This is a genomic window from Pseudomonas sp. 14P5.3.2 (genome assembly GCF_057799175.1).
In genome coordinates, this window is the sequence record NZ_JBYOKU010000036.1 from 19685 (window position 1) to 37156 (window position 17472).

16 protein-coding genes are annotated in these 17472 nt (G+C 61.8%); 14 read left to right on the forward strand and 2 right to left on the reverse strand.

Going from position 1 to position 17472, the window contains the following annotated elements:
* Positions 1 to 18 precede the first annotated feature (18 nt).
* The 3 genes from AC27VU_RS23580 (at position 19) to AC27VU_RS23590 (ending at position 4390) form a co-directional block, all read left to right on the forward strand.
* Positions 19 to 1089 carry an HlyD family secretion protein gene (locus AC27VU_RS23580; RefSeq protein ID WP_201136102.1) on the forward strand — a complete coding sequence of 357 codons (1071 nt, stop codon included), beginning with the start codon at positions 19 to 21 and terminating at the stop codon, positions 1087 to 1089.
* A gap of 65 nt (positions 1090 to 1154) precedes the next feature.
* Positions 1155 to 2633, forward strand: a complete 1479-nt coding sequence (locus tag AC27VU_RS23585; RefSeq protein ID WP_488725023.1) for an efflux transporter outer membrane subunit — start codon at positions 1155 to 1157, stop codon at positions 2631 to 2633.
* A 161-nt stretch (positions 2634 to 2794) separates the two neighbouring features.
* On the forward strand, positions 2795 to 4390 hold the full coding sequence (locus AC27VU_RS23590) for a glycosyltransferase family 39 protein (protein ID WP_400496516.1): 1596 nt from the start codon (positions 2795 to 2797) through the stop codon (positions 4388 to 4390).
* Between the two features lie 18 nt (positions 4391 to 4408).
* On the opposite strand, the gene AC27VU_RS23595 is transcribed toward AC27VU_RS23590, so the two are convergent.
* Both AC27VU_RS23595 and AC27VU_RS23600 read right to left on the reverse strand, forming a co-directional pair.
* The gene (locus AC27VU_RS23595; protein ID WP_003220464.1) at positions 4409 to 5167 is read right to left on the reverse strand and encodes a slipin family protein; all 759 of its coding nucleotides are present in this window, start codon (positions 5165 to 5167) and stop codon (positions 4409 to 4411) included.
* 2 nt (positions 5168 to 5169) lie between these two features.
* Entirely contained in the window at positions 5170 to 5721 is a 552-nt protein-coding gene (locus AC27VU_RS23600) for an NfeD family protein (protein ID WP_003220465.1), read from the reverse strand.
* Between the two features lie 153 nt (positions 5722 to 5874).
* Here AC27VU_RS23600 and AC27VU_RS23605 point away from each other — a divergent pair, with 153 nt between their 5' ends.
* The 11 genes from AC27VU_RS23605 (at position 5875) to pgaA (ending at position 17462) form a co-directional block, all read left to right on the forward strand.
* Entirely contained in the window at positions 5875 to 6336 is a 462-nt protein-coding gene (locus AC27VU_RS23605) for an aminoacyl-tRNA deacylase (RefSeq protein ID WP_338800487.1), read from the forward strand.
* Positions 6337 to 6463: 127 nt separating this feature from the next.
* Entirely contained in the window at positions 6464 to 6709 is a 246-nt protein-coding gene (locus AC27VU_RS23610) for a DUF2789 domain-containing protein (RefSeq protein WP_262142078.1), read from the forward strand.
* Positions 6710 to 6796: 87 nt separating this feature from the next.
* A complete protein-coding gene (locus AC27VU_RS23615; RefSeq protein WP_003220471.1) occupies positions 6797 to 7042 on the forward strand; it encodes a hypothetical protein in 246 nt (81 codons plus the stop codon).
* A gap of 122 nt (positions 7043 to 7164) precedes the next feature.
* Positions 7165 to 7593, forward strand: a complete 429-nt coding sequence (locus AC27VU_RS23620; protein ID WP_045122246.1) for a MarR family winged helix-turn-helix transcriptional regulator — start codon at positions 7165 to 7167, stop codon at positions 7591 to 7593.
* The gene (locus AC27VU_RS23625) at positions 7590 to 9653 is read left to right on the forward strand and encodes an FUSC family protein (protein WP_262142079.1); all 2064 of its coding nucleotides are present in this window, start codon (positions 7590 to 7592) and stop codon (positions 9651 to 9653) included. The genes AC27VU_RS23620 and AC27VU_RS23625 overlap by 4 nt, the downstream gene beginning before the upstream one ends.
* A complete protein-coding gene (locus AC27VU_RS23630; protein ID WP_098966584.1) occupies positions 9650 to 9859 on the forward strand; it encodes a DUF1656 domain-containing protein in 210 nt (69 codons plus the stop codon). Before AC27VU_RS23625 ends, AC27VU_RS23630 begins: the two co-directional genes overlap by 4 nt.
* Positions 9856 to 10758 carry an efflux RND transporter periplasmic adaptor subunit gene (locus AC27VU_RS23635; RefSeq protein ID WP_262142080.1) on the forward strand — a complete coding sequence of 301 codons (903 nt, stop codon included), beginning with the start codon at positions 9856 to 9858 and terminating at the stop codon, positions 10756 to 10758. The genes AC27VU_RS23630 and AC27VU_RS23635 overlap by 4 nt, the downstream gene beginning before the upstream one ends.
* Positions 10755 to 12197 carry an efflux transporter outer membrane subunit gene (locus AC27VU_RS23640; RefSeq protein ID WP_262142081.1) on the forward strand — a complete coding sequence of 481 codons (1443 nt, stop codon included), beginning with the start codon at positions 10755 to 10757 and terminating at the stop codon, positions 12195 to 12197. The genes AC27VU_RS23635 and AC27VU_RS23640 overlap by 4 nt, the downstream gene beginning before the upstream one ends.
* Positions 12198 to 12290: 93 nt before the next feature.
* On the forward strand, positions 12291 to 12926 hold the full coding sequence (locus AC27VU_RS23645; protein ID WP_003220482.1) for a hypothetical protein: 636 nt from the start codon (positions 12291 to 12293) through the stop codon (positions 12924 to 12926).
* Positions 12927 to 13218: 292 nt separating this feature from the next.
* Entirely contained in the window at positions 13219 to 14721 is a 1503-nt protein-coding gene (locus tag AC27VU_RS23650; RefSeq protein WP_473018557.1) for a YdgA family protein, read from the forward strand.
* Positions 14722 to 14981: 260 nt separating this feature from the next.
* Positions 14982 to 17462 carry a poly-beta-1,6 N-acetyl-D-glucosamine export porin PgaA gene (pgaA, locus tag AC27VU_RS23655; protein WP_488725024.1) on the forward strand — a complete coding sequence of 827 codons (2481 nt, stop codon included), beginning with the start codon at positions 14982 to 14984 and terminating at the stop codon, positions 17460 to 17462.
* The last annotated feature ends 10 nt before the right edge of the window (positions 17463 to 17472 follow it).

Sequence of the window (17472 nt, forward strand, 5' to 3'; positions counted from 1 at the left end):
CTGATACCGAAGGTTTTTATGACGACTCAAGCAAAGCAAAAACTCGCGGTGGCCGTGGCGGCCGCACTGGCTGTCGGCGTGTTGCTGTACCTGGCGGTGCCGGGACTGTTCGGCAAGCGCACCCAGCAAAACACCAACGATGCGTTCGTTTCCGCCGACTTCACCCTGGTGGTGCCGCGTGTGGCCGGATTCATCAAGGAAGTGCTGGTGGAAGACAACCAGCAGGTCAAGGCCGGGCAACTGCTGGCGCTGATCGATGATCGCGATTTGCGCGCCGCCGCTGAAGCGGCCGATGCGCAAACTTTGGTCGCCCGCGCTCAGCTGCAAAACGCCAAGGCCACGCTGGAGCGGCAGACCTCGGTGATTGCTCAGGCGCAGGCCTCGGTGGTCTCGGCCAAGGCAGAAATGGCGTTCGCCCAGCAGGAGCTCAATCGTTACAACCACCTCGCTGGCGTGGGTGCCGGCACGGTGCAGAACGCGCAACAGGCCCGCACGCGTATAGATCAGGCGAGCGCTCGGCTCGATACCGCCAGCGCGAAGCTCGCGGCTGAACGCAAGCAGGTCGAGATTCTCACGGCGCAGCGCGATGCCGCCGAAGGCAATCTGAAGCACGCGCAAGCGGCGCTGGAAATCGCCAGTTTCGAGCTGTCCTACACCCGGATCACCGCGCCGCAGGACGGCATGATCGGCGAGCGTGCTGTGCGCGTCGGCGCTTATGTCACGCCGGGCAGCAAGCTGCTGGCGGTGGTGCCGTTGAAGCAGGCGTATGTGGTCGCCAATTTTCAAGAAACCCAACTGACGGACGTGCAGCAGGGCCAGCACGTGCAGGTGCGCGTCGACAGCCTTGGTGGCGAGGCCTTGAGCGGTCGCGTCGAAAGCATCGCCCCGGCAACTGGCGTGACATTCGCCGCGGTGAAACCGGACAACGCCACGGGTAACTTCACCAAGGTCGTGCAGCGGATTCCGGTGAAGATCGTGCTTGAACCGGGTCAGCCGTTGGCCGAGCGTTTGCGTGTGGGCATGTCGGTGGAGGCGAGTATCGATACTCGCCGTTCGGCGTCAGCGGAACGTGAGGTGACTCAGCGATGAACAGTTTTGATAGAACTGACGCCTTCGCGAGCAAGCCCGCTCCCACCGGGGGAACGCATTACCCAATGTGGGAGCGGGCTTGCTCGCGAAGAGGCCAGTGGCAGCAACTCACCCTCGGTGCATTGCTCGCTATTGGCCTCAGCGCCTGCACCGTCGGCCCGGACTTCCACAAGCCCGAAGCCGCACAAATAACCGACTGGGCCAAACCCGCCAAATCCGCCCCCAGTCAAGCCGTCAGCGAACCCCTGAACGAACGCTGGTGGGAGGTTTTCCACGACCCGCAGCTCTCGGCCCTCACCCAGCGGGCGATCAAGAGCAACCTCGACCTGCAACTGGCCAGCAGCCGTCTGCAACAAAGCCGCGCCGCGCGTCAGGTGATCACCGCTGATCGCTACCCGAACACCGCCGCCACTGGCAGTTACGCCCGCCAGCGCAACAGCGGCAAAGGCTTGAGCGACCCGTCCGGGCACAACGGCGATTCCGCCTTCAACCTGTGGGACGCCGGTTTCTCCGCTTCCTGGGAACTGGATTTCTGGGGCCGTGTGCGCCGCGAAACCGAAGCCGCCGATGCCAGCCTCGAAGTCGCTGAAAACGACCGGCGCGGCGTGCTTCTGGCAGTGCTCGCCGACACCGCGCAGAACTACATCCAGCTGCGTGGCGTGCAGAACACTCGCGCGGTCACCGAGCAGAACCTCGACGTCGCCCGGCACAGCCTCAAGCTCTCGCAATTGCGCCTGAACGACGGTGTGGCGACCGACCTCGACGTCGCCGAAGCCGCCGCGCAGGTCTCCGCCATCGAATCGCGCCTGCCGGCGCTTGAGCAGCGTCAGTCGCAACTGATCAACGCGATCAGCCTGCTGATGGGCGAGCCGCCGCAAGCCCTGGCCAAAGAGTTATCCACAGACGGCGCGGTGCCGCAGTCACCGCTGCAAGTTGCCATCGGCCTGCCGTCGCAACTGGCCGAACGCCGTCCTGACATTCGTCAGGCCGAAGCACGCCTGCACGCCGCCACCGCCAACATCGGCGTGGCCAAGGGCGACTTCTATCCGCGCATCACCCTGTCCGGCAACCTCGGATCGCAAGCGATGCAACTGAGCGATTTCGGTTCCTGGGGTTCACGTGCATTCGGCATTGGCCCGCAATTCAGCCTGCCGTTGTTCGACGGCGGACGCCTGCGCGGCATGCTGCAACTGCGCGAAGCCCAGCAACAGGAAGCGGGCATCGCCTATCAGCAGACCGTGCTGCGCGCCTGGCATGAAATCGACGATCAATTGACCGCTTACAACGCCAGCCAGCGTCGCCGCGACAGCCTCGCCGAAGCCGTACGGCAGAACCAGATCGCCCTGCGCACCGCGCAGCAGCAATACGTCGAGGGCGCGGTGGATTTCGTCAACGTCCTCACCGTACAAAGTGCGTTGCTGGCGACGCAGGAGCAGTGGGTGGAGAGTTCGACCGGCGTTTCGCTGGCGATGGTCGGGTTGTACCGGGCGTTGGGTGGGGGCTGGGAGTCGGTGTATCCGCCGGGGGAGATGGCGCAACGCTGATGGCGTGAACTGAAAATGCCGAGGGCTGTTTGGGATTTGACGGGGTGCCGGATGTCGTGAAACCGCACACCACCATCGACGGCCCTCCCGTGGCTGACCTAAAGTGATGGTCAGGTTCGGAGCCTTCCGTTCGCGATATTCCGGCACAGCAAGAGGATGCAATGGCGGCACACAGAGAAACGCCGGTTGGCGACACGCAGGATCCGCGTGCGGTTCCGGGTGCATGGCTGGTTGCCTTGCGCCTGATTCGTTGGGCCAGAGAACACTGGCTGTTACCGATCATGCTGCTGGCGGCGGTGGTGCGTTTTTACGACCTGACTGCGGCGGCGATCTGGTTCGATGAAGGCTCCAGCGTCCTGCTGAGCCAGTTTTCGCTGACTGAAATCTGGGGGCGTGCAGCCCACGACGTGCACCCGCCGTTGTATTTCCTGTTGCTGCACGGCTGGATCGGGCTGTTCGGCGACGGCATCCTGTCCATTCGCATGATGAGTGCGCTGCCGGGGATCATTACCGTCGGTCTCGGTGTGTGGCTGGTGGATCTGCTCGCCACCCGCCGCGCCGCGCTGCTGGCCGGACTGCTGCTGGCGCTGTTGCCCACGGCCGTGCGCTACAGCCAGGAAGTGCGCATGTATTCGCTGCTGGGCATGTGGCTGATCGCGGCGACCATTGCGTTGGTCTATTGGGTTCGGCAGCCTCGGCGGCATCGCTACCTGGTGGCGTACGCGCTGCTGATGACGGCGGCGTTTTATACCCATTACTTCACCGTGCTCTGCGTGATCAGCCACTGGCTGTACCTGGCGGCAGTGCGCGTGCAGCCGGGGTATCGGCTGCGGCATATCCAGCGACCGGCGTGGTGGCTGGCGAATCTGGTCATTGCGTTGCTGTACCTGCCGTGGGTGCCCAATCTGCTGGATCTGCTGCAACACATCCCGGAACTCAAGGCCAGTAATGACATTGGCTGGGAAGATCCGGTCACCCTCAGCTCACTGCCGTCGATGGTCTGGTCGCTGCTGATTCAAGACGATGGCATGACCCTGCCGGGTTGGCTGTTTTTGCTCTTGCCATCGGCGCTGGTGGCAGTGATCGGGGTTGCCCTGCTACGTGATCGCAGCGTATTTCGCGGCAGCTTGCTGCTGCTGTTCTACAGCGTGTTGCCGATTCTGCTGGTGTTTGGCGTGTCGTTCATCTCACCGGTGTTCATCGAACGTTATGTGACGGCCTATGCGCTGGGGCTGCCGATGCTGGTGGCGCTGGCGGTCGATCGGCTGTACACAGGTTCTCGCGTGCTGGCGCTGGCGATTCTGGTGTTGTTCGTTGGGGTCGAACTGGTGGGTGTGAAGAACAACGCCACGGTCGACAGCAACGATCAGTTCAGCGTGGTGGTCGACTACGTCAACCGGCACTTCGTTGAGGGTGACCGGATCGTTACCAGCGACATGATGTGGTACCTCAGTTACATCTATTACAACCGCACCGATGCGCAGGTTCGCCTGTACACGCCACCGGCGGCGGACGGACGCTCCACGCGGCCCAATGCCTACGGGTTCGGCACGCTGGTCAGCGAGGATGTTTATCTCGACCAACTCGGCGATTTGTCCAAGGTTGGCGCTCGGGTATGGTTGATCGGCACCCTGGACGAACCCACTGACTTTGCGGCGTTGCCCGAAGGCTGGCAGCGGCAAAGCGATGTGCATGCGGGCGGCGCTTTTGCACGCTTGTACGTGATGGCGCCAAGCGCCGATAAACCGGGGGGATAATCGCTGGTGTGCGCATGCTCAGGACTTGCCTGACAGATCCGCCATCCCTTTGAGCAGCTCGATCGGCAGCGGAAAAACAATGGTCGAACTCTTGTCGCCGGCAATCGAACTCAAGGTCTGCATGTAACGCAGCTGCATGGCGCCGGGCTGACGACCAAGCATTTCGGCGGCCTGCATGAGTTTTTCCGAGGCTTGCAGTTCGCCTTCGGCGTGAATCACCTTGGCCCGGCGTTCGCGTTCGGCTTCGGCTTGTTTGGCAATCGCACGCACCATCGACTCATTCAGATCAACGTGTTTGATCTCGACGTTGGCAACCTTGATGCCCCATGCGTCAGTCTGGGCGTCGAGCACCTGCTGGATGTCGATGTTCAACTGCTCGCGTTCGGCCAGCAGTTCATCCAGCTCATGTTTGCCGAGCACCGCGCGCAGGGTGGTCTGCGCCAGTTGGCTGGTGGCCGAGAGAAAATCTTCGACCTGAATGATCGCCTTCTGCGGATCGAGCACGCGGAAGTACAGCACCGCATTGACCTTCACCGAGACGTTGTCGCGGGTGATCACATCCTGTGGTGGCACGTCGAGCACCACGGTGCGCAGGTCGACCCGGACCATTTGCTGCACCACTGGAATCAGCAGGATCAGCCCCGGACCCTTGACCTGCCAGAAGCGCCCGAGCTGGAACACCACGCCGCGCTCGTACTCACGCAGGATGCGAAAGGTCGACCCGGCGAGGGCAATGACCAGCAGCAACAGTGCAACGAAACCGATTTGCAGACCCATGATCACTCTCCGTGTCCTGCCGCGTCAGTCGCGGCGACTTTCAGCAATAAGCCCTTACGCCCGACCACACGCACCGATTGCCCGGTGTGCAGCGGTGTTGTGCTTTGCACTTGCCAATGCTCACCCTGCAATTGCACCCAGCCGTTGTGCGTGTTTTCCGCTTGCACGGTGGTCACCGCCGTCACGCTGCCGACCAGCCCGGCATCGCCGCTGACGGCGTGACGCGGGCGGGTTTTCAAGGCGCGGATGATCAGCGCGATCAACAGCAGGGCGCTGATCAGGCCCAGCCCGATCATCATGGGTACCGGCAAATCGGCATTGCTCAGAATCAGCGCGCCGATGACGAACATGATGATCCCGCCCAGGCCGATCACCCCGTAGTTGGGCAGCGCGGCTTCGGCAATCAGAAAGGCAATCCCGAGGGTGATCAGCCACAGGCCGACCGGATTGACCGCCGTCAGCGGGACGTCAGCCGCGAGGGCCGAGCCGCTGAGCAGCAGCATCAGGAAAAACGTACAACATCGACTGGTCACGTGACCCTCCGGGAGAGTCATGGGTTGGTTCCTTGAGTCTAGTTGAGCCTGGCGCTGGATGAATTCTGATCAATGAACAGATGTGTCCAGTGAGCGGATTTCCCTTCGCCAGTGGCTTGCCGAACTAGACTCAGCAGAACAGGTACAACGTTCAGCGTGACACCGAGGTGCATCATGCGTATGGCAAAAAAAGTGCAGAGCAGCCTGAGTCGGGCGCACTGCGAATATGACGTCGTGGCCCACCGACACTCGGCCAGCAGCCTGGAAACCGCGCGGGTCTCCGGTGTGCCCGCCGAACGTGTGGCCAAATCGGTGATCCTCGACGACCACCACGGGCATTACCTGATGGCCGTGCTGCCCGCCAGCCGGCACCTGGATTTGAGCAAAGTGCGCAGCAGCGGTGAATGGCAGATCACCCGCGAGAGCAATCTGGCGCATATTTTCGATGACTGTGAACGCGGCGCGGTGCCGCCACTGGGTGATTCCTATGGCCTGGACATGGTCATCGACCCGCTGCTGACTCGGCAGAAAGACATCTACCTGGAAGCCGGCAACCACAACTACCTGCTGCACATGAGCATGCCCGAGTTCCTGAAAATGGTGCCGCATGCGCAGGTGCAGGAGTTGAGTCATTAGGTTTTGTGGTGCGGCCACTGACGCCTTCGCGAGCAAGCCCGCTCCCACAGGTTGACCGCAATCCCCTGTGGGAGCGGGCTTGCTGGCGAGTAATCGCCCATCCACCGCATTCTTGAAGGAGTCCTCCATGGAACAGCCCACCCACAGCCTCCCATCCCTGTTCGACCAACTCGGCCTGAGCAGCGACCCGACCAGCATCGAGCAATTCATCGCCACCCATTCACCACTCAAACCCGAGTTGCACCTCGCAGACGCGTTTTTCTGGAGCAAGAGCCAGGCGGATTTTTTGCGGGATGAGATTCTTGATGATGCGGATTGGGCGGAGGTGGTGGATCAGTTGAATGTGTTGTTGCGCAAGGGGCGGGTTTTGTAGGACTGAAGTAAAACCTTATTACAGAATGTCCACAGGATCCCTATCGATGTTGGAGTAGCTTGCCAATTCAACAACCCGGAGCCGTCGATGCAATCATTTTTGCCAGTCAGAACTATTGATGTTGACGCGCTTGGAGACTGTATTGAGGCAGTGATCGAAAGCATCTCCAACGGGCCTGTCGAGTTTCGGGAGCACGACACAACAGTGGCTGTGCTGATTTCGCCAGAAATTTATGAAGCGATCCTGAATAAGCTGGATGATTTCGATTTGGTGTCAATCACACATTCGCGCAGGAACGAAGTAGGGGTAGCCATCGAGCTGGATGAACTATAGAAATTCTCTGCCGAGAAGATTTGTTTCAAAACTTGACTGAAATTCCCCGCCAATGCGATATTGATAGTTAGCAAACTAACAGTGTGCATTTTCCCGTGCCGAATTCCCTCGACGCTCTTCAGATGAACATCAGCAGTGCCATGGTGGTGGCCGCCAGGCATTGGCGGAAGATCTGCCAGACCACGCTGGTCAACTATGGAATCTCCGAAGCCTGCGCCGTGCCGTTGCTGATGATCGGGCGGTTGGGCGAGGGCGTGCGTCAGGTGCAGGTGGCGCAGGCGGCCGGGATGGAGAGTCCGTCGCTGGTGCGCCTGCTCGATCAGTTGTGCCACGCCGGCTACGTCTGCCGCACCGAAGATGCACAGGATCGTCGGGCCAAGTGCCTGAGCCTGACCGACACCGGCCGTGAGCTGGTGCAAGCGGTGGAAAGTGAACTGGTACGTCTGCGTCATGAAGTGCTCGAAGGCATCGACCAGAGTGATCTGGAGGCTACGCTTCGGGTACTGCGAGCTTTTGAGGCGGCCCATCCGCCTGTGGTGATCAATTCTTGAACGGTTTTTTCTCCGGCATTCCTCCGGCCCGGGACTGGTTCTACGGGGTCCGCACCTTTGCAGCGTCGATGATTGCGCTGTACATCGCCTTGCTCATGCAAATGCCGCGTCCGTATTGGGCGATGGCCACGGTGTATATCGTCTCCAGCCCGTTTCTCGGCCCGACCAGTTCCAAGGCGCTGTACCGCGCCATCGGCACCTTTCTCGGGGCGGCGGCGGCGGTGCTGTTCGTGCCGATGTTCGTGCAGAGTCCGTACGTGTTGGTGGTGGTCATCGCGCTGTGGACGGGGATCCTGTTGTTCCTGTCGCTGCACCTGCGCACGGCCAATAACTACGCATTGATGCTCGCCGGTTACACCCTGCCGCTGATTGCCTTGCCGACCGTGGATAACCCGTTGGCGGTGTGGGATGTGGCCGAGGCGCGGACCGAAGAGATTTTTCTCGGCATCGCCGTGGCGGCGGTGGTCGGCGCGATGTTCTGGCCGCGCCGTCTGGCGCCGGTATTCAACGACGCGGTGGGCAAGTGGTTCGCCGACGCCACCACCTACAGCCTGAAGTTTCTCAGCCGCGACGTGCAGCCTGAACAGATCACCGCGCTGCGCATGGCCATGGTCGCCAATTTCAACAGCCTCGAATTAATGATCGGCCAGTTACCCCACGAAGGCGCCCGGCCGCAAACCGTGCGCAACACCAAGGAACTGCGCGGGCGGATGATCCACCTGTTGCCGGTGATCGACGCTCTGGAAGACTCGCTGTATGCCCTTGAGCGACGCACGCCGGAACTGGTGGAAAAGTTTGCCCCGCTGCTGACCGCGACCCAGGAGTGGCTCGGTCACAAAGACGCCGATCTGGACCGCTGGCAGGCGCTCAAGGATCAGCTTCAGGCGCTGCAGCCGAGCTGCGAGGCGCTGGAAGATCGCAAGCAATTGCTGTTCTCCAACGCGATTTATCGCCTCGGCGAATTCATCGATCTGTGGCAGGACTGCCGCAGTCTGCAGGACGCGATTCTCTGCGAGCGCCAGGACAGCTGGCGTGCGGTGTACCGGCACTGGCGCCTCGGGCGGCTGACGCCGTTTCTTGACCGCGGGATGATGCTGTATTCGGTGGCCTCGACCATTCTGGCGATCATCGTCGCTTCGGTGCTGTGGATTCTGCTCGGCTGGCCGGACGGTGGCAGCGCGGTGATTCTGGCGGCGGTAGCGTGCAGTTTCTTTGCCTCGATGGACGACCCGGCGCCGCAGATCTACCGGTTCTTTTTCTGGACCGGGATGTCGGTGCTGTTTGCCAGTCTCTATCTGTTTCTGATTCTGCCGAACCTGCACGATTTCCCGATGCTGGTGCTGGCCTTTGCGATTCCGTTCATCTGTGTCGGCACCCTGACGGTGCAGCCACGGTTCTATCTCGGCATGCTCCTGACACTGGTCAACACCTCTTCTTTCATCAGCATTCAGGGCGCGTACGACGCGGACTTTTTTGCCTTCGTGAATTCCAATCTGGCCGGGCCGATGGGCCTGTTGTTCGCGTTCATCTGGACGTTGGTCACCCGCCCGTTCGGTGTCGAACTGGCGGCCAAACGTCTGACCCGTTTCAGCTGGAAGGACATCGTGCGCATGACCGAGCCGGCGAACCTCGCCGAGCACCGGCAACTGGGCGTGCAGTTGCTCGACCGTTTGATGCAGCACCTGCCGCGTCTGGCCATGACCGGTCAGGACACCGGGATCGCCATGCGTGAAGTGCGCGTTGGGCTGAACCTGCTCGACCTGCTGGCCTACACGCCGCGTGTGGAAGGTGCACCGCAGGCATTGCTGCGGCAAGTGGTGGCCGAGGTCGGCGATTATTTCCGCGCGTGTCTGAAGGCCGGCGAACGCCTGCCGGCACCGAGCCCGCTACTGATGACCATGGACCGTGCGCGTCGCGCCCTCAAAGGCCACGGCGACGAAGAAACCCGACTAAACCTGTTGCATGCCCTGAGCGGTTTGCGCCTGGCGCTGCTGCCCGGCGTGGAATTCGTCAGCACGAGCGATGCCGAAGAACCGCTGCCCGATGGAGCGCCCCTATGATCGGTGATCTGGATATCAGCGGGATTTTCCTGCCGACCCTGCTGGTGTTGATGGGCATCACCTATGTGTTGTTTCTGCTGGTGCATGGCGTGCTCACGCGCCTGCACTTTTACCGTCTGGTCTGGCACCGGGCATTGTTCAACGTGGCCCTCTACGCCGTGATGCTGTACGGCGTGGACTCACTCAGTCGATACCTGATGACATGAAAAAACCGTTTCTGACTATCGGTCGCGTGGTCCTGACCCTGCTGATCGTGACTTTTGCCGTCGTCCTCGTCTGGCGCATGGTGATGTATTACATGTTTGCGCCGTGGACCCGCGACGGCCACATCCGCGCCGACATCATCCAGATCGCCCCGGATGTATCCGGGCTGATCCAGCAGGTCGAGGTCAAGGACAACCAGTTGATCAAACGCGGCCAGGTGCTGTTCAGCATCGATCAGGACCGTTTCAAACTGGCCCTGCGTCAGGCCAAGGCGGCGGTCGCCGATCGCGAAGAAACCCTGGCCCAGGCGCAGCGTGAAGCCAAGCGTAACCGTGGGCTGGGTAATCTGGTGCCGGCCGAACAGCTGGAAGAAAGCCTGTCGAAAGTTGCCCGTGCGCAATCGGCGCTGGCCGAAGCGCTAGTGACGGTGGACAGCGCGCAGCTCAACCTCGACCGTTCGGTGATCCGCAGTCCGGTGGACGGCTACGTCAACGACCGCGCGCCGCGTGTGCAGGAGTTCGTCACCGCCGGGCGTCCGGTGTTGTCGGTGGTCGACAGTAACTCGTTCCATATCGACGGCTATTTCGAGGAAACCAAACTCGACGGCATTCATGTCGGGCAGTCGGTGGACATCCGTGTGATCGGTGACAAGGCCAGGCTGCGCGGGCATGTCGAAAGCATCGTCGCCGGTATCGAAGACCGCGACCGTACCAGCGGCAACAACCTGCTGCCCAACGTCAACCCGGCGTTCAGTTGGGTGCGGCTGGCGCAGCGGATTCCGGTGCGCATCGCCTTTGACGAAGTGCCGGAAGATTTCCGCATGATCGCCGGGCGGACCGCTACCGTGTCGATCATCGACGATCAGCCACGCGACGACCACAAACAGGAGCCCGCGCAATGAACAGGGCCCTGATGATCGCCGGGTTGGGCGTGATGCTCTCGGCCTGTCAGATGGTCGGGCCGGACTATCACCTGCCCGCTGACGCGGCGGTGCAGCGCAAGGATTTTCAGGGCGAACTGGCGGTGGAGGGCAAACCGGTGGTGTCAGCGCCGGTGCCCGCCGACTGGTGGCGGCTGTATCGCGATCCGCGTCTGGACCAACTGGTGCAGCAGGCCATGGCGTCGAATACCGACTTGCGCGTGGCGGCGGCGAACCTGTCGCGGGCGCGGGCCCAGGTCGATGAGGCTGAAGCGGCGGGCGGCTGGAGTGCCGGGGTGAAGATGGGCGCGCAGCGCTTGCAGGAGTCCGGTCAGGCCTACCTGCTGACGGAAAAGGTGCCGGTGGCCAACGTCGGCGATATCGGCATCAGCGCCTCTTACCAGTTCGATCTGTGGGGCACGCTGCAACGCGGGATCGAAGCCGCCAAGGCCAACGCCGATGCGACCCAGGCCGCCGCCGACACCGCGCGCATCACTCTGGTAGCGGACGTGGTTCGCGCCTACACCCAGGTGTGTGCCGCCAATGAAGAGCGGGAAATCGCCCAGCATTCCCTCGACCTGCAATCGCAAGGCACGACCCTGATCCAGCGCCTGCGCGATGCCGGGCGTGGCGATGAAACCCAGGTCACCCGTTCGCAAACCCAATTCAAGTCGTTGCGCGCCGACATGCCGCGCTATGAAGCGGCGCGTCAGGCCGGGCTGTTCCGCCTGTCGATGTTGCTGGCCAAACCGGTCGATCAGTTGCCGGCCGGCACCGCCACCTGCGCCGAACTGCCGAAAATCGCCCAACTGGTGCCGGTCGGCGACGGTGCGGCGCTGCTCAAGCGTCGGCCTGATGTGCGTCAGGCCGAACGTCGCCTCGCCGCCGCGACCGCCGGGATCGGCATCGCCACTGGCGAGCTGTACCCGGACATCAGCATCGGCGCGACCATCGGCACTGTCGGTATTATTTCCGATCTTGGCGATCCGTCGACCAACCGCTGGGGCTTCGGCCCGTCGTTGAGCTGGAAGGTCCCGACCAACGGCGCCCGCGCCCGTATTCGCGAGGCGGAAGCTAATACCCAGGGTGCGCTGGCGCACTTCGATGGCGTGGTGCTCAACGCCATCCGCGAAACCCAGACCGGCCTGGCGCAGTACACCGCGCTGCTGCAACGCCGCGATGCGCTGGCCGATGCGGAACAGTCGGCGAAACTCGCCGCCGATCAGACGCACCGCTTCTTCCAGGCCGGGCGTGAGTCGTTCCTCGCCGACCTGCAGGCGACCCGCACCTACACCGACGTCACCGCGCAACTGGCCGCCGCCAACACCCAGGTTGCCATGAGCCAGATCGATTTGTTCCTCGCGCTGGGCGGCGGTTGGGAAAGCGGACGAACGCAAGCCTCAAGCACCAGCAAACCCTGAAGCCGTTGCTATGCTTTGAAGTGTTGAAGGGGTGCCACGTGCAACGCACCCTTTCAGCGCACATTGCTAGCGCTGGTCTAGGGGAAACCAATAATGAAAAACCCTTACGCTCTCGGCTTCTGGTGCGCCCTGGTAGCGCTGGTGCTGCTGTCGGCCACCTATTTCTACGGCATCATGCTGGCCCATCAGATCGACAAGGCCATGGTCTTCCTCGACAGCGCCACGGCGTTGATCGCGGTGATGGCAATCGTCGTCGTGGCGTGGGCTTCGGTCCAGGTGCAGCGGGTCAAGAAAAGACAGCTTGAACAAGGCAAGACCCTGGTGCTGATCTGGGACACCAAAGTCGCTCTGCGTCGGGTCGAAACCGTATTCGATCGCTACTTCTGGGGCAGTTACTGGCAACCTGGACGTACTTTCGCCGAAGTCATGGGCGAGCTCACCGGCACCCCGCTGGAAAAAAGCCTCGAAGCCCTGAAAAAGCAGTGTCTGGAACTCGACAAGCAGATTGCCGATGAAGGCTGGCACTGGCTCAACAATGCCCGCGAATTATCGGATGTCGCCACGGCCATGGCCCGGGAGCGTTATCAACTGGATTTCTGCGACCCGCGCGCCGAGGGACCGGGCGCAGCGGTGATCGATCGGGATTTCGAAGTGCTGGTGTATACGTGGACGGCGCGGTTGAAGAGCTTTGATCATCAACTCGATGAGATCGAGGTCCAATATTCCTGATTTTTTGCGAATCCGGTGGCCCTATCGCGAGCAGGCTCACTCCTACAGGGGAACGCATTTCAATTGTAGGAGTGAGCCTGCTCGCGATAGCGTCCTCAAAAACACTGCAACTCTCCCTGCCTGTCAGCTGTCCACACTCCCCATAGACACTCTTTAACCTTTAAACATTGGGCCGCCTCGCGCTGCCAGTGCTAATCTCCACCGCTAATTTCAGCGGAGTCGAGCCGCGACCCGGTCACGGGTTCAGGGAAGACGACCACATTTTCAGCCACGGACATTGATCAGGTCATTCATGAATAAATCAGCAGGCGTGCTTCTCGGGATTGTTGTAGCCATCGGTGCCATCAGCGCCGGCGGGGCCTGGTACACCGGAACCAAGATCGAAGGCGTGCTGAACAACGCCGTCACCAACGCCAACAAAGAGCTGCAGACCGCGATGGCCGGCTCCAATGGCACCGCATCGCTGGAGCTGGTGTCGCTGGAGCGTCACACCTTCACCAGCACCGCGCACTACCGCCTCAAGGGCGAGGGCGAGATGTTCGGTGACAAGCCGGTCGAGCTGCTGTTCGTCGACCATATCGAACACGGCCCGCTGCCGTTCTCGCGTCTGGTATCGCTGAAGTGGCTGCCGGTCATGGCCACCAGCAATTACGAGCTGGAAAAGAGCCCGGCCACCGAAAAATGGTTTGCCGCTACCAAAGGCGCCGCGCCGCTCAAGGGCGTGACCAACATCGGCTACGACGAATCCACTACCAGTAGCCTTGAGTTGCTGCCACTGGAAACCGCGCTGGACGAGCAATCGAGCCTGAAATTCTCCGGCCTGACCATGAACATCTCCGCCAGTGCCCAGGCGCAGAAGGTCAAGGCTGACGGTTACATGGACAACCTGAAACTGGTCACCGTGGCGCAAGACCAGGCGCCGGTGCAGGTCGAACTCAACGGTCTGACCCTGGCCAGCAACCTGACCAAGAGCAGCTACGGCTACTACACCGGGGAAAACACCCTGGAGCTGACCAGCAGCAAAACCACTTTCGGTGCCAAACAGTCGGTGCTGGGCGTGAAGAACTTCGAAATGAAGAACCTCACCGAAGAGAATGGCAGCAACGCCTCCGGCCGTGCGGATTACCAGATCGGTGAAGTGTCGCTGAACGACAAAAAGATCGGTTCGGCGCAACTGGCCATGAGCCTGAAGAACCTCGACATCCCGTCGACCCTGTCGTTGATGCAGATCTATCAGACCAAACTGCAGCCTTACGAGAAGGCTGCCGCTGAAGCCGCTGCCGCTGGCCTGCCAGCTCCGGAGCTGAATCTGACCGAGGCGGAAAACGCGCAAGTCAAATCCGATCTGCAAAAACTGCTGGCCGCCGGCCCGCAACTGGCGCTGGAAAACCTGTCGCTGAAAACCGCCAACGGTGAAAGCCGCGCCAATCTGGTAATCGACCTGACCAAACCGGCCTCGATGGACATGCCGCCGGACCAACTGGTCAAACAGTTGATCGCACTGCTCGACCTCAATGTGCAGGTGTCCAAGCCGATGCTGGTCGATCTGCTCAGCGTGCAGGCGCAAGTCGATGGCCAGACCGATGCCAAAGCCATCGTCGATCAGGCCAGCGCCGGCGCCGACATGTTTGCCGGCATGGCAGTCGGTTCGCAGTTGGCGACTCTCGACGGCACCAATGTGGTGACCAAACTTCACTACGCCGCCAATCAGGTGGAATTCAACGGCCAGAAGATGACCGTCGAGCAGTTCGTCGGCTTCCTGATGAGCAAATTCGCCGGGGTTCAGATCCAGTAACACCCGCGCGTTCCAAAAGCGACGCCCGGCCTCTGCGCAATGCAGACGCCGGGCGTTTTGCTGTCTGGCATCAGGCTTTGCTCAGGTTGGGGGCAGACGCTGCGTCACGAATCTGAACAATTATTGTGTTCTGAATATTGGTCTACGCTTGCATGCAAGACTGCCTGACTAAGCTTGGCCGAGTGCTTTCGACTTGGCCGCCGTTACTAATGGGCAAGGGGGGCATTGCGACCCGGCTGGCCATGTAAGGATGCTGACGAATGCCGCGTATTGATGTGCCTGTTCTACATCGTGGTTTACGCCCGTTGTTTCGTGTCGCGCTGTGCAGCCAGTTGCTCTGGCCGGCACTGGCGTTTGCCGATACGCCCTATGATCAGATGGTGCGTGATGCCCGTGCCGGGCAGACCACGCCTGCGCTGAATGTGCTGCGTCAGGTGCCGCCCTGGCAATCGACCACCGGCCAGATCAGCGATCACCTGCAGATCGCCAGTTGGGCCGGTCTCGATGCCGAAGTGGTACAGGTCTATGAGACCCAGGGTCGCGACCGTGCGCTGCCGGTGCAGGCACTGACCGCCACGGCCCGTGCCTATCGCAACCTCAAGCGTTGGGATCAGGCAATCCAGGTCTACAACAAAGCCCTGGCGCTGGAGCCGAGCAACGCTGATCTGCAACTGGGGCTGGCGCTGACCCAGGCCGACTCGGGCAAACCCGACGAAGCCGTCGCCCGCGCCAAAGCGCTGGTCGCCGCCAAACCCGATGATCCGACTCGTCGCCTCGCACTGGGCTATGCCCTGACCCGCGCCGGCAAGCAATACGATGCCCTGTTTGAATATGATCAGGCGTTCATCCGCGCCGGCAGCAAACCGGACGTTGCCCGTGAGTACGTGGTGGCGCTGCAAAAGGCGCGTCTGCCGGAGCCGGCACTGCGTCTGGCCAACCAGCGTCCGGGGCTGATCGATCCGGTAACCCTGCGCCGCCTCGAAGGCGACCTGGCCGCCGAGCGTGTGCGCCTCGCCGAGTTCGCCACCCGCAGCGAAAAAGAGCGCTATGTCATCGCCGACCGCGCGCTGGCCGACTACGACAAGCTGCTCGCCACCTGGACCCCCGACGCCAGTGCCCACGACGACGTGGTTCGTTGGCGCATCGACCGCATGGGCGCCCTCAAGGCGCGGACGCGAACCGCTGAAGTCATCACTGAATACCAGAAGCTGCAAGCCGAAGGCGTGAAGGTCCCGACCTACGCCTTGCGTTGGGTCGCGGCGTCTTATCTGGATCAGCGCCAGCCGGAAATCTCCACCGATCTGTACCGTCAGGTGCTGGCGGCACCTGACGCCGATCCGGGGGATCGTCTGGAAGACACCACCGCCCTGTATTACTCGCTGCTGGAAAGTGATCACCCCGAGGAGGCCCGCAAGGTTGCGGATGACCTGGCCAAGTCAGAGAAGCCACGGGTCGAACTCAAGGGTCTGCCGATCGGCAACCCCAACGACGAGTGGATGGATGCTCAGCAATTGGCCGCGCAGGCCGGGACGTACGGCGCCGACCTGCCTCACGGCGAGGAAGGCCTGCAGACCCTCGTCGACCAGGCGCCGGGCAACGTCGGCTTGCGCGTGGCCCAGGCGGATCTGTATCTGGCCCGTGACTGGCCGCGCCGCGCCGAGAGTCAGCTCAAGGAAGTCGAGAGCATGGTGCCGCGCGACATGAGCCTGGAACTCGCTCAGGCGCGCACCGCCATGACCCTGCAGGAATGGCGGCAAATGGATGCGCTGACCGACGACCTCGTCGAGCGTTTCCCGGACAACCGTCAGGTGCAGCGCGCCGAGCGTGAGCGCGAAGTCCACGACATGTCCGAACTGCGCGTCGAAGCTTACGGCGGCAAGGCCAATGGCGGCGGCAACAGCGGTGCCGGTGCGGTCAGCGGCAGCCGTGATTTCGGTATCCAGAGCACGCTGTACAGCCCGCCGATCGATGAAGACTGGCGGGTATTCGTCGGCGCCGGTTATGCCACTGGTGATTTTGCCGAAGGCACCGGCACCGACCGCTTCCAGCGCGTGGGTCTGGAGCGGCGTACCCGCGACATGACCCTGGAAGCCGAAGTTTCCAACCACGACTACGGCTATGGCGACAAGCAAGGCGCGCGCGTGGCGATTGCCCGCGACATCAACGACAACTGGCAGTACGGCGGCAGCTTCTCCTATCTGTCGGCCGAGACGCCGTTGCGTGCGTTGAACAGCGATATCAAGGCCAACGGCGGCAACGCGTTCATCCGCTGGCGCGCCAACGAAAGCCGCGAGTGGAAACTCTCCGTCAGCCCATCGCACTTCAGCGACGGCAACAACCGCGTCGAAGCCTTGCTCACCGGGCGCGAGGGCGTCTACAGCACGCCGCACGTGCAGGTCGACGCCGGTCTGGAGGTCGGCACCAGCCACAACTCCAACTCCGAAGACGTGCCGTACTTCAACCCGAAGGCGGACTTCAGTGTGATGCCCACGGTCAACGTCAATCACGTGCTGTACCACCGCTACGAAACCTCCTGGAGCCAGCAGTTCCAGGCCGGTGCGGGCACCTACAGCCAGCGTGATTACGGTACTGGCGGCATGGCGATGCTCGGTTATGGCCAACGTTATGCCTGGAACGACGTTTTCGAGGTGGGCGGCTTGTTCAGTGTGATCAACCGGCCCTACGACGGCGATCGGGAAACCGATCTGCGTCTGCTCGTCGACCTCACTTTCCGCTTCTAGAAGAGTTTGA